Source organism: Pseudomonas sp. Root569 (assembly GCF_001427465.1).
Lineage (GTDB): Bacteria > Pseudomonadota > Gammaproteobacteria > Pseudomonadales > Pseudomonadaceae > Aquipseudomonas > Aquipseudomonas synxantha.
Genome location: NZ_LMGQ01000002.1, coordinates 136,439 through 148,403, shown reverse-complemented (window position 1 = coordinate 148,403; position 11,965 = coordinate 136,439). Strand labels below are relative to the sequence as shown.

Annotated in this window: 9 protein-coding genes and 1 pseudogene; 6 read left to right on the top strand and 4 right to left on the bottom strand. The window is 59.8% G+C overall.

Annotated features, from left to right (window positions below):
* Positions 1 to 22: 22 nt before the first annotated feature.
* The 3 genes from ASD70_RS03450 to ASD70_RS03440 are packed head-to-tail and all read right to left on the bottom strand — an operon-like array spanning position 23 to position 3,733.
* Positions 23 to 937 (bottom strand): PLP-dependent cysteine synthase family protein, encoded by a 915-nt coding sequence (locus ASD70_RS03450; RefSeq protein ID WP_056845687.1) that lies wholly within the window; start codon positions 935 to 937, stop codon positions 23 to 25.
* A gap of 16 nt (positions 938 to 953) precedes the next feature.
* Positions 954 to 2,816 (bottom strand): molybdopterin-synthase adenylyltransferase MoeB, encoded by a 1,863-nt coding sequence (gene moeB, locus ASD70_RS03445; protein ID WP_056845657.1) that lies wholly within the window; start codon positions 2,814 to 2,816, stop codon positions 954 to 956.
* Between the two features lie 23 nt (positions 2,817 to 2,839).
* Positions 2,840 to 3,733 (bottom strand): DMT family transporter, encoded by an 894-nt coding sequence (locus ASD70_RS03440; RefSeq protein ID WP_162252745.1) that lies wholly within the window; start codon positions 3,731 to 3,733, stop codon positions 2,840 to 2,842.
* Between the two features lie 160 nt (positions 3,734 to 3,893).
* Between ASD70_RS03440 and ASD70_RS03435 the strand changes: the two genes are divergently transcribed.
* The gene (locus ASD70_RS03435; protein ID WP_056845656.1) at positions 3,894 to 5,318 is read left to right on the top strand and encodes an aminotransferase-like domain-containing protein; all 1,425 of its coding nucleotides are present in this window, start codon (positions 3,894 to 3,896) and stop codon (positions 5,316 to 5,318) included.
* A 104-nt stretch (positions 5,319 to 5,422) separates the two neighbouring features.
* Here ASD70_RS03435 and ppsR read toward each other — a convergent pair whose 3' ends face one another.
* Complete coding sequence (gene ppsR, locus ASD70_RS03430) at positions 5,423 to 6,241, bottom strand: posphoenolpyruvate synthetase regulatory kinase/phosphorylase PpsR (protein WP_003193298.1); 819 nt, start codon at positions 6,239 to 6,241, stop codon at positions 5,423 to 5,425.
* Positions 6,242 to 6,419: 178 nt separating this feature from the next.
* Between ppsR and ppsA the strand changes: the two genes are divergently transcribed.
* From ppsA to ASD70_RS03405, 5 genes and pseudogenes are all read left to right on the top strand, one after another.
* Positions 6,420 to 8,795: a phosphoenolpyruvate synthase gene (gene ppsA, locus ASD70_RS03425; RefSeq protein WP_043047082.1), complete on the top strand. Its 2,376-nt coding sequence runs from the start codon at positions 6,420 to 6,422 to the stop codon at positions 8,793 to 8,795.
* 106 nt (positions 8,796 to 8,901) lie between these two features.
* Positions 8,902 to 9,890: pseudogene (locus tag ASD70_RS03420) on the top strand (alpha/beta fold hydrolase).
* Between the two features lie 229 nt (positions 9,891 to 10,119).
* Positions 10,120 to 10,611: a ribonuclease E activity regulator RraA gene (gene rraA / locus ASD70_RS03415; protein WP_056845655.1), complete on the top strand. Its 492-nt coding sequence runs from the start codon at positions 10,120 to 10,122 to the stop codon at positions 10,609 to 10,611.
* Between the two features lie 25 nt (positions 10,612 to 10,636).
* Positions 10,637 to 11,632 carry a zinc transporter ZntB gene (locus tag ASD70_RS03410; RefSeq protein ID WP_046071662.1) on the top strand — a complete coding sequence of 332 codons (996 nt, stop codon included), beginning with the start codon at positions 10,637 to 10,639 and terminating at the stop codon, positions 11,630 to 11,632.
* A gap of 87 nt (positions 11,633 to 11,719) precedes the next feature.
* Positions 11,720 to 11,965: a hypothetical protein gene (locus tag ASD70_RS03405; RefSeq protein ID WP_005790375.1), complete on the top strand. Its 246-nt coding sequence runs from the start codon at positions 11,720 to 11,722 to the stop codon at positions 11,963 to 11,965.

The window sequence follows — 11,965 nt, the reverse complement described above, 5'->3', positions numbered from 1 at the left end:
TTCTGGATGGTTGGAAAACCCGTTACTCGAAACTGGGCAGGTAGCTGTCGGCATTGTCGTAGACCATGGTCAACACCACCGTTTCAGGCGGTAATTCGGGAGCGAGTTGGGCGATGGCAACCATGTTGGCGGCCGAGGACAACCCCAGGCTGATGGCGTCGGTACGCATGATGCGTTTGATCATGTCCAGGCAGGCCGCGTGCGACACCTTGAGCATGCCGTCGATCACATCCAGGTTGAGGATGCTCGGAATCAGGCCAATCGACAGGCCCTGGATCGCGTGCGCGGCGTGCTGGTCTTTCAACAGGTCGCATTCTTCCGGCTCCACCCCCATGATGCGCAGCGCCGGCCAGGTCGCCTTGAGGGTTTCGCCGATGCCGGTGATATGACCGCCGGTACCGATACCGCTGACGAAGTAGTCCACGCGCCGCTCACCGAAGGCGCGGATGATTTCCGGTGCGGTGGTGTCGCGGTGGGTCTGAGGGTTGGCGCCGTTGCGCTGCTGGTTGAGCATCACGTAGTTGGGGTTCTCCAACTGCAGTTCCATGCACTTTTCGCCGTGGGAATTGTTACCCAGGCGGCTGTCCGACAGCACTACTCTGGCGCCATACAGGCGCAGCAGTTTCTGCTTTTCGGGGCTGTAGTTGTCAGGGATCACCAGCACTACTTTGTAGCCGAGCACGTTGCCGGCCATCACCAGGCCGATGCCGGTGTTGCCCCCACTTGGCTCGATAATGGTTTGCCCGGAATCACGGATCAGCACGCCGCGGCGCTCGGCATCCAGGATCATGCCCAGGGCGATGCGCGCCTTGTGGCTGCCGCCGGGGTTGAGGGACTCCAGCTTGGCGTAGACCTCGATGCCAAGGTCTTCGGAAAACTGCGCCAGGCGCACGATCGGCGTCTGGCCGATGACGTCGAGAATCGAGTTATGCAACATCAGCACGCCCCCACGATCAATACAAAGGCATGTCGGGTTCGACGTCGCGAACCCAGTGCTTCATACCGCCCTGCAGGACTTTGGTATTGGCAAAGCCGGCCGCCAGTAAGGTGCTGGCGGCTTGCTCGGCACGGGTGCCCGCGTAGCAGATCAGGTAATGGGTGTTGTCGCGGCTCAGGTTGGCCAATTGCCCATCCAGCTCGGCCAGGGGGATATGTACCACGCCCGGTAGTTTGCACACTTCCAGTTCGCTGGCGTCGCGCACATCCAGCAGTACATCGGCGCTGCTGGGGTGTTCGAGCACTTGCTTGAGGCCTTGGGGCTTGATGTAGCGCTCTGCCGCTAGCGATGGTTGGCTTGGTACGGCATCTGCGCAGATCGCCGGGGCCAGGGTTTCGCTGTGGCGCAGCTCCGAGCAGCAAGGGCAGTCGGCGCGGCGCTTGAAGCGGATCTCGCTGAATTTCATTGCCAGCGCGTCGAAGCGCATCAGGCGCCCGGACAGGGGCTCGCCAATGCCGATGAGTAACTTGATCGCCTCGGTAGCCTGGATCATTCCCACCACGCCCGGGAGCACGCCGATCACGCCGCCGGCGCTGCAATTGGGTGCCAGTTCGGCAGGGGGAGCCTTGGGAAACAGGCAGCGATAGCATGGCCCGCCTTTATAGTTCAGCACGCTGATCTGCCCATCGAAGCGGTAGATGGCACCGTACACCAAGGGCTTGCCCAGCTGTACACAGGCGTCGTTAACCAGGTAGCGGGTGTCAAAATTATCGGTGCCGTCGATCACCAGGTCATAGGCGCCCACCAGCTCCAGGGCATTGTCGGCGTTGAGCGCCGTGTCGTGGGCGTTGATCTGGATATGGCGGTTGAGGTCTTGCAGGCGTTGCTTGGCGGACTCGACCTTGGGCATCCCCAGGGTGCTGTTGCCATGGACAACCTGGCGTTGCAGGTTGCTGCTTTCCACCACATCAAAGTCCACCAGCCCTAGGGTGCCGATGCCGGCCGCCGCCAGGTACAGGCTGATGGGCGAGCCCAGGCCGCCGGTGCCGATGATCAGCACCTTGGCTTTCTTCAGGTTCAACTGGCCCTCGCGACCGACGCCGGGCAGGGTGATGTGGCGCACGTAGCGCTGCACTTCTTCATTGCTCAGGGTATCGACGTCCATGCCGCCGGAGGTGGCAAGCAACACTTCGATGCGGGCTTTTTCCGGCAAGCGTTCGTCGGCCTCGATCAGTTCTTCCTCGGCGGTGAACAGGAAGTGTTCCTTGAGCTGGTTGTTGTTTTCATGAAACAGGTGCTGGCGCAACTGCGGGTAACTGCTGCAGAGGTTTTCAATGACTTCGCGCAATGTCGATCCAGTGCCCTCGAGGGTTGATTCCGGCAGCTTGGCCACGCGGACCAGGATGTCGGGGAAAGAGACAGCGTTCATGGACAACTCCGTGTGCAGGTCGTTGAAGGGTTGAAGGGCGAAATGCTTGCCATCCCAGGCAAACAGCTTTGAACCCAGGGCCTGGCCCTGGCGAACATCCACCACCAGATAGCTGACGGGGTAGATCGGCTCCCCCAGGAACAGCGCCTTGTCCTGGTCTTCGTCACTGAAATAAGCGCCGACATCCGGGTGCGAGTGGTAGATCACCACCACCGGGTTGTCGCTGCGAAACGCCTTGTTCATCAACAAGGTGTCGGCCACCGAGAAGGTGTAGCCGTTGGCCGCGCTGCGCGGGTATATCTCGGGGTTCTTGCGGTGCAACTCGTTCTGGATATTGTTGCCCAGGTACACGCTGCCGTCGGCGAAGACAAAACCGCAACATTCCTCGGGGTAGCTGCGGCTGGCGTGGGCGTAGATTTGTTCCAGGGCGGTGGGGCGGAGGACTTCCATGTTTCTCTCGCGTTGGTTGGGGGTCAATTTTTCTTGGCCAAGAGTTTTTCGATGGGCAACTTGGTGATCGCAAAGCCGGCCAGCAGGATCGCCGAGTACAGCATCAGGTCGCGGGAAATTTCCACGCCTTCGTACCAGGCACCGATGATGACCGCGAACACCGGGAAGATAATGAACACGAACGACAGGATGATCGGGCTCAGGCGCTTGAGCAGCATGAAATACACGATGAACCCGCCTACCGAGGCCACCAGCCCCAGGTAGAACAGCGCACTCCAGGAACGCAGGGTGATGGCGTGGAAGACCGGAGTTTCAAACCACAGGCCGGCCACGAACAGCATCAGCCCGGCAATGCCGATGGGCAGGGTGTTGTAGGTAATCACGCTGATGGCGCTGCCTTTTTGCTTGGTGATGACATAGCACAAGGCATGCATAATCGCCGCGCTCAGGATGGCAAGCACACCGAAGAACTCGGCGTGGTCCAGGTGCAGGCCCTGGCTTCTGATGATCATGTAGAGGCTGGCGAAACCGATGCCGATGCCGACTACCTGGGAGAAGTAGATGCGCTCACGCAGGAACAGCGCGGAAAAGATCAGGATGAACACCGGCATGCAGCTGAACAGCAGGGCGGTGAGGCCGGACGACACATGCATCTCGCCATAGTTGAGCAGGTAATAAGGAATGCTGAAGTAGGACAGGGTCACGAATACGAAGAACCAGCGACTTTCCCGGGGGAACAGGATCGGCTCGCGCCGTACCAGGGCAAAACACAGGAACAGCGGGAAGGCGATCAGGAAGCGCAGGCCGGCGGAGGTCAGCGGCGGCACGCTCTCCACGGCAATCTTGATGCCCAGCCAGGTGGTCCCCCAGCTCAGGCATACGATGAGGAACATCACGCTGGTCACCAGCCCGGCCAACCACTGTTTTTGCGTTTTTGTTTTTGCAGTGTTTTCGAGAACGGCGGACATTGGCATCGTTTATTGCTTCCCTGAGCCGAAATTGAACTCTATATTGAACTTGTAATGAGGTATGTTTATCGGCGATTGAACCCGTAAAAGCACACTATTAGGGCAAAAGATGACTGTCAAAACAAATATTGACATGGTGTCAATTATGCGTGAGGGGTTGTCCAACGGGCAGGGCGTGAAGTACAAGCGCTTGTCCGATGTCATGGAGCGGGGCATCCTCGAAGGCTTGATTGAACCGGGACGAAAACTGCCTCCCCATCGGGTGCTTTCCGACAATCTGGGGGTGACCATCGGCACCATCAGCCGCGCCTATGGTGAGCTTGAGCGCTTGGGGTTGGTGGTCGCGCGAGTAGGTGATGGAACCTTCGTGCGCAAGCGTGGGATGGAGCGTCAGCGCGATGAAGGCTTTCGCAATTTCAGCGAGGAGCCGCGCCAATACTTCGACATGAGCCGCAACATGCATATACCTGGGCAGGAGACGGTGTTTCTTGCCCAAAGCTTCCAAACCCTGTCGACCAACGCCAAGTTCCTCCAGGACATCAGTGCCTACACCCCCGACGCCGGCCTGCCGCGGTACCGTGAAGCCGGTGCCCAATGGTTGGTGCAGCGCGATTTTCATCCGATCCCCGAGCAGGTCATCTGCGTCAACGGCGGTCAGCATGGCTTGTTGTGCGCGATGATGGCGTTGCTGCGTGCCGGCGATACGGTGGTCACCGAGCAACTGACGTATCCCGGGCTGATTACCGCTGCGCGCATGCTCGGCATACGGCTGATTGGCCTGGACATGGATGAGGAGGGCGTGCTGCCTACGGCGCTGGACGAGGTCTGTCGTAATCACCGGATTTCGGCGTTGTACTGCACGCCGACTATTCAGAACCCGACGACGGCGGTGTTATCGGTTGCGCGCCGCGAAGCCCTGGCCAAGGTGTGCCGCGAACACAACCTGCTGATTCTTGAGGACGAAGCCCACGGCGTGCTGGTGGAAGATCGTCCGCCGCCCCTCAGCTATTTCGCGCCCGAGCGTACGATTTTGATCAGTAGCCTGAGCAAGGCGGTGTCGGCAGGCTTGCGGGTTGGCTACGTGCACGCGCCACCGGCACTGGTCAGCCGCATCTCGGCGGCACTGCGCTCGACCTGCTGGATGGCCACGCCCGTGACCCTGGAGCTGGCCACTCAATGGATCGAGAACGGCACGGCGGAGTACCTGCTGCGCCAGCAGATCAACGAAATCAGCCGTCGCAAAGCCTTGGTCAGCGACCTGCTCGATGGCCTGGCCTATCGCACTCACCTTAATAGCCCACACTTCTGGATTGAGGTGCCGGAGCCATGGCGTGCGTCGGAAATCGAGGCAGAGCTCAAGCAAAATAATTACCTGATTGCCACTGCCGAGGCGTTCGCCGTGGGGCAGACGGCGGTGCCGCAGTTTATCCGGGCGAGTATCTGCAATACATCTGGCGATGATCAGTTACTGCGCGAGGGGTTTGATGCGCTGGCGACGGCGTTGGGGCAGGGGGGCGGGCGGTTTCATCTGTAAATCCGCGTTACCGTTCATCGCAGGCAAGCCAGCTCCCACAGGAGAACGCATTCCAACTGTGGGAGCAGGCTTGCCTGCGATAGCGTCAGATCAGGCGACAGAGATTACTTGAAGCGCCGCTCCACACCTTTCTCCACCAAAATCTTCGCTGAAATCTCTTCCACCGAAAAATGCGTGGAATTGATGTGCGCAATATTCTCGCGCCGGAACAGATTTTCTACTTCGCGCACTTCAAACTCACACTGGGCGTAGCTGGAATAGCGGCTGTTGGGCTTGCGCTCGTTACGGATGGCGGTCAGCCGATCCGGGTCAATCGTGAGGCCGAACAGCTTGTGCGAATGGGCGCGCAGGGCCGCGGGCAACGTCAGGTGCTCCATGTCATCTTCGGTCAGCGGGTAGTTGGCCGCACGGATGCCGAATTGCATGGCCATGTACAGGCAGGTCGGGGTCTTGCCGCAGCGGGACACGCCCACCAGGATCAGGTCGGCCTTGTCGTAGTAGTGGGTGCGGGCGCCATCATCGTTGTCGAGGGCGAAGTTCACCGCCTCGATCCGCTCCATATAGTTGGAGTTGTGCCCGATGGAGTGGGACTTGCCGACGGAGTAGGAGGAGTGTTCACTCAACTCCTGTTCCAACGGCGCCAGGAAGGTCGAGAAAATGTCGATCATGAAACCATTCGACGTTGCGAGAATCTCACGAATGTCTTGATTGACGATGGTGTCGAAAATGATCGGACGAAATCCGTCTTTTTCAGCCGCCAGATTGATTTGTTGTACCATGGCCCGCGCTTTATCCACGCTGTCTATATAAGGCCGTGTGAATTTGGCGAAGGTAATGTTTTCGAACTGCGCGAGCAGGCTCTGGCCCAATGTTTCGGCTGTGATGCCGGTGCCGTCGGAGATAAAGAAAGCAGATCGTTTCATTTGAGCCCTGGGCCTTAAGCTGATGGCGAATCTTGGATATGATAGGCGCGATTTTGCCGTCCCGCAGTGGGCCGCATTCTCACTTATTTTCCAGGTCCAGGCCACAAGCGCTGGCGTTAGCTCCTACTGAGCGGCCGGCGTCCTGAGCTTTTCCAACACAGAAAGTGGAGAGATCACCTTGGTAGAGTACGTAGTTTCCCTCGATAAGCTCGGCGTCCATGATGTAGAGCACGTAGGGGGCAAGAACGCATCCCTCGGCGAGATGATCAGTAATCTTGCAGGCGCTGGTGTCTCGGTGCCCGGTGGTTTCGCCACCACGGCCCAGGCTTACCGCGACTTCCTCGAGCTGAGCGGCCTCAACGCCCAGATCCACGCCGCGCTGGACGCCCTGGACGTCGACGACGTCAACGCCCTGGCCAAGACCGGCGCCCAGATCCGCCAATGGATCATGGAAGCCGAGTTCCCCGAGAAGCTCAACGAAGAAATCCGTACCGCCTTCGCGACCCTTTCCGCCGGTAACCCGGACATGGCCGTGGCCGTGCGCTCTTCGGCGACCGCCGAAGATTTGCCGGACGCCTCCTTCGCCGGCCAGCAAGAGACCTTCCTGAACATCCGCGGCGTGGAAAACGTGATCCGCGCAGCCAAGGAAGTCTTCGCCTCGCTGTTCAATGATCGGGCGATCTCCTACCGCGTCCACCAGGGTTTCGACCACAAGCTGGTGGCCCTGTCTGCCGGCGTGCAGCGCATGGTGCGTTCGGAAACCGGCACGGCCGGCGTGATGTTCACCCTGGACACCGAATCGGGCTTCCGTGACGTGGTATTTATCACGGGTGCCTACGGCCTGGGCGAAACCGTCGTGCAAGGCGCGGTCAACCCCGACGAGTTCTACGTGCACAAGCACACCCTTGAGGCCGGCCGCCCGGCCATCCTGCGCCGTAACCTGGGCAGCAAGGCGATCAAGATGATCTACGGCGACGAGGCCAAGGCCGGTCGCTCGGTGAAAACCGTTGACGTCGACAAGGCCGAGCGCGCGCGTTTCTGCCTGACCGACGCTGAAGTCAGCGAGCTGGCCAAACAAGCGATGATCATCGAGAAGCACTACAAGTGCCCGATGGACATCGAGTGGGCCAAGGACGGTGACGACGGCAAGCTGTATATCGTGCAGGCCCGTCCCGAGACCGTGAAGAGCCGCACTTCGGCCAATGTCATGGAACGCTACCTGTTGAAGGAAACCGGCACCGTGCTGGTGGAAGGCCGTGCCATCGGCCAGCGCATCGGCGCCGGCAAGGTGCGGATCATCAAGGACGTGTCCGAGATGGACAAGGTCCAGCCCGGCGACGTGCTGGTCTCCGACATGACCGACCCGGACTGGGAACCGGTGATGAAACGTGCCAGCGCCATTGTCACCAACCGTGGCGGGCGCACCTGCCACGCGGCGATCATCGCCCGTGAGCTGGGGATTCCTGCGGTAGTCGGTTGCGGCAACGCCACCCAACTGCTCAAGGACGGCCAAGGTGTGACCGTGTCCTGCGCCGAAGGCGACACTGGCTTCATCTTCGAAGGTGAGCTGGGCTTCGATATCAAGCAGAACTCCATCGACGCCATGCCTGACCTGCCGTTCAAGATCATGATGAACGTCGGCAACCCGGATCGCGCCTTCGACTTCGCGCAGTTGCCGAACGCCGGTGTGGGCCTGGCCCGCCTGGAGTTCATCATCAACCGCATGATCGGCGTGCACCCCAAGGCTCTGTTGAACTACGACGGCCTGCCGCTGGACATCAAGGAAAGCGTCGACAAGCGCATTGCCGGCTACAACGACCCGGTAGGCTTCTACGTCGAGAAACTGGTGGAAGGCATCAGTACCCTGGCGGCGGCGTTCTATCCGAAAAAAGTCATCGTGCGCCTGTCGGACTTCAAGTCCAACGAATACGCCAACCTGATCGGCGGCAAGCTCTACGAGCCGGAAGAAGAAAATCCGATGCTGGGCTTCCGCGGTGCTTCGCGCTACATCAGCGAAGCCTTCCGTGACTGCTTCGAGCTCGAGTGCCGTGCACTCAAGCGCGTGCGCAACGAGATGGGCCTGACCAACGTCGAGATCATGGTGCCATTTGTGCGCACCCTGGGCGAAGCGAGCCAGGTGGTCGACCTGCTCGCCGAAAACGGCCTGACTCGTGGCGAGAACGGCCTGCGCGTGATCATGATGTGCGAGTTGCCGTCCAACGCCATCCTGGCCGAAGAGTTCCTGGAGTTCTTCGATGGGTTCTCCATCGGCTCCAACGACCTGACCCAGCTGACCCTGGGCCTGGACCGCGACTCGGGGATCATCGCTCACCTGTTCGACGAGCGTAACCCTGCGGTCAAGAAGCTGCTGGCCAACGCCATCCAGGCCTGTAACAAGGCCGGCAAGTACATCGGGATCTGCGGCCAAGGCCCTTCGGACCACCCTGACCTGGCCAAATGGCTGATGGAGCAGGGCATCGAAAGCGTCTCGCTGAACCCCGATTCCGTGCTGGAAACCTGGTTCTTCCTGGCGGAAGGCCAAGCGTCGGCCTAAGGTCGCTATGTCAAAAGTGCCGGTCACTCGTAGAGGGTGACCGGCATTCTTATCTGTACAGGGCGGAACTCCTTGCGGACGCCGCCCTTTTTTGTGCAAGAGCATTATGCAAAGCAGCAGCAAACTATTTCCTGTCGCCTTGATCAGCGCTGAGCGTCGTGGCGACCTGAGTGAAGATGTGTACCGGCTCAAGCCCGGCAACAGTCCCGACGGCACCGTCGAACTGGCGGTGACCCGTTTGGGCCTGGCCAATGTCCCTGAAAACCGGGGCACGCCGATTATTTTGTTGCACGGCAGTTTTTCCAATCGACGCTTCTGGTACTCCCCCAAAGGCATTGGCCTGGGCGCTTACCTGGCGCGCCGGGGCTTTGATGTGTGGATCCCGGAAATGCGCGGGCATGGCCTGTCCAAGCGCAACCAGGACTACGCCAGAAACCGTGTCGCTGATTACGCACGCTACGATTTGCCGGCCATCGGGGCGTTTGTGCGTGAGCAAAGCGGGCAAATCCCCCATTGGGTCGGGCATTCACTGGGTGCCACGACCTTGGCGGCGGCCCTGGGGGGCCAACACCTGGGGGCGCCAATGGTAGCGTCGGTGGCCTTGTTCGGCTGCCAGGTCAGTCGCACCCATTGGCCGTTGAAAATTCCACCGGTGGAGTGGGGCGGGCGTTTTATCCTCAAGCGCCTTGCCCAGGTGTCCGGCCCGCGATTCAAGCGCGGCCCGGAGGACGAGCCGGCCGGTGTGATAATCGAAGCGATGCGCTGGAACGGCCTGTTTGGCCGTTTTGGCGATGCCGAGCGTGATTGGTGGAAGGGCCTGGCAGAGGTCGACGTGCCACTGCTGGCGGTCAGTGCGGCCGGTGATCGTCAAGACCCTGACTGGGCGTGCCGCCAGCTCTTCGAGCAAGTCGGCAGCGAGCATCGTCAGTCCTGTGTCTGGGGCGCAAGCAAGGTTTCAGTGAGGATTTTGGACATGTGCAGATGCTGGTCAGCAAGGCCGCGCAGGCCGAAGTATGGCCATTGGTGGAGCGTTGGTTGCGAGACCCGCTGACACCTTTATTCGGTACGCAGCCCGACATGGCCGCGGCGGTTTGACGAAACGCTCTACCAAGGGCGTTTCACTCTTGAGTGGTTGCGGCTAAGATATGACGCGCCAGGCACTTCTGGTCATATTCAGTCGCGCAACGTGTATTGCGTTGCACCGAGGTGGATCTGATCATGGCCGCCGCTGACCGACACGCACTTAAAGAATGCCTGTCGCGGCGCGTTTTCCTGATGTACAGCGTGGATGTTTGACCTCTTCTTTGACGACAGGAGTTTCTCGATGAACCATTACGTGACCCCCGACCTGTGTGACGCCTACCCGGAGCTCGTGCAGGTAGTGGAACCGATGTTCAGCAACTTCGGTGGCCGAGACTCCTTTGGTGGCGAGATAGTCACCATCAAATGCTTCGAAGATAACTCCCTGGTCAAGGAACAGGCGGACCAGCCTGGCGCCGGCAAAGTCATGGTGGTCGATGGCGGCGGTTCCCTGCGTCGTGCGTTGCTGGGCGACCTGATCGCCGAGAAAGCCGCGAAAAACGGCTGGGAAGGGCTGGTGATCTACGGTTGCATCCGTGATGTCGATGTTATCGCCCAGACCGACCTGGGCGTGCAGGCGCTGGCCTCGCACCCGATGAAAACCGATAAGCGCGGTCTGGGTGACCTGAACGTAGTGGTGACGTTCGCAGGCGTGACGTTCCGCCCGGGCGAGTACATCTATGCCGATAACAACGGCGTGATCGTATCGCCCAACCCGCTGAAAATGCCTGAATAAACCGCAGTAGCCGATAGGGGTGAGGATGTTCGAGGAAGAGAACGCGCAATGGGGGCTGGTACATGCCCTGGTGCTGGACGGTAAAGGCGGTGCGCGTTCGATTGCCCGGACTGAGCTCGACGATTTGCAAGTGCAGCCCCATGAAAGCCTGTGGCTGCATTGGGATCGCAGCCATCCCCAGACCCAGACCTGGCTACGCAAATCCAGCGGCCTGAGCGAGTTTGCCTGCGACCTGCTGTTGGAAGAGAACACTCGCCCACGGCTGTTGCCGCTGCCGGACGCCGAATTGCTGTTGTTTCTGCGCGGGATCAACCTCAACCCAGGCGCCGAGCCCGAGGACATGGTCTCGGTACGCATCTTCGCCGCCGCCAACCGGGTGATTTCCCTGCGTTTGCGCCCGCTGCGTGCGACCGATGAGCTGCTGGTGCAATTGGCGGAGGGTAAGGGCCCACGGACTGCGTCTGAACTCATCCTTTATATGGCCCAGTACCTGACCAATAAAGTGCAGGATCTGGTCACGTCCTTGTCTGAAATCGTCGATGCCGAGGAAGAAAAACTCGATGCCGACGAACGGTATACCCCGGAGCACGGCAGCGTTTTGCAGATCCGTCGGCGAGCGGCAGGGCTCAAGCGTTTCCTGGCGCCGCAGCGGGATATTTTCGCCCAGCTGACGCGGATCAAACTGGCGTGGTTTTGTGACGACGATGCCGACTATTGGAATGAATTGCACAACAGCCTGACCCGTTACCTGGAAGAGCTGGAATTGGCGCGAGAGCGCGTGGGGCTTGTGCTTGAGGCCGAAGATAGGCGCTTGAGCGTGCGTATGAACCGCACCATGTACCGCTTTGGGATCATTACCGGGATCTTCTTGCCGATGAGTTTTCTCACCGGGTTGCTCGGTATAAATGTGGGGGGCATTCCGTTCTCTTCCAGCCCTTATGGATTCATGATTGCCTGCCTGTTGATGGTCTCTGTGGCACTCGGGCAGTGGTGGTTATTTCGACGATTGCGCTGGGTTTGACCTGAATATGAGCTGAACGTAAGAAGGGGCCGATGTGACCCCATGAAATTTACCCTCGTCTTTTAAAACACTTGCGAGAGGTCTCTTATGCACGATCCGTTCGAACAGTCTTTGCGTGACATGCTCAATGCCTCGCCATCCAATCGTGATGACGATGCTTGCCTGGGTCGCGTACTGAAAACCGCCAACCGTCAGGTCGGGGCGGGAGATCTGTTCGGTCTGCTCGGGCGCTGGCTGCCGGCATTGATGATGGCCCTGAACAACGGTTCGGCCCATGTTTCACCGGTTTCCCGTCGTAAACCTCTTGCTCGCACCGCTGATAAGGCTGATTGA

Excerpts from the sequence above, each read along its gene's own strand:
- ppsR (WP_003193298.1), bottom strand. The coding sequence starts at position 6,241 with ATGAAACGATCTGCTTTCTTTATCTCCGACGGCACCGGCATCACAGCC.
- ASD70_RS03410 (WP_046071662.1), top strand. The coding sequence starts at position 10,637 with ATGTTCGAGGAAGAGAACGCGCAATGGGGGCTGGTACATGCCCTGGTG.
- moeB (WP_056845657.1), bottom strand. The coding sequence starts at position 2,816 with ATGGAAGTCCTCCGCCCCACCGCCCTGGAACAAATCTACGCCCACGCC.
- ASD70_RS03405 (WP_005790375.1), top strand. The coding sequence starts at position 11,720 with ATGCACGATCCGTTCGAACAGTCTTTGCGTGACATGCTCAATGCCTCG.
- ASD70_RS03435 (WP_056845656.1), top strand. The coding sequence starts at position 3,894 with ATGACTGTCAAAACAAATATTGACATGGTGTCAATTATGCGTGAGGGG.
- ASD70_RS03450 (WP_056845687.1), bottom strand. The coding sequence starts at position 937 with ATGTTGCATAACTCGATTCTCGACGTCATCGGCCAGACGCCGATCGTG.
- rraA (WP_056845655.1), top strand. The coding sequence starts at position 10,120 with ATGAACCATTACGTGACCCCCGACCTGTGTGACGCCTACCCGGAGCTC.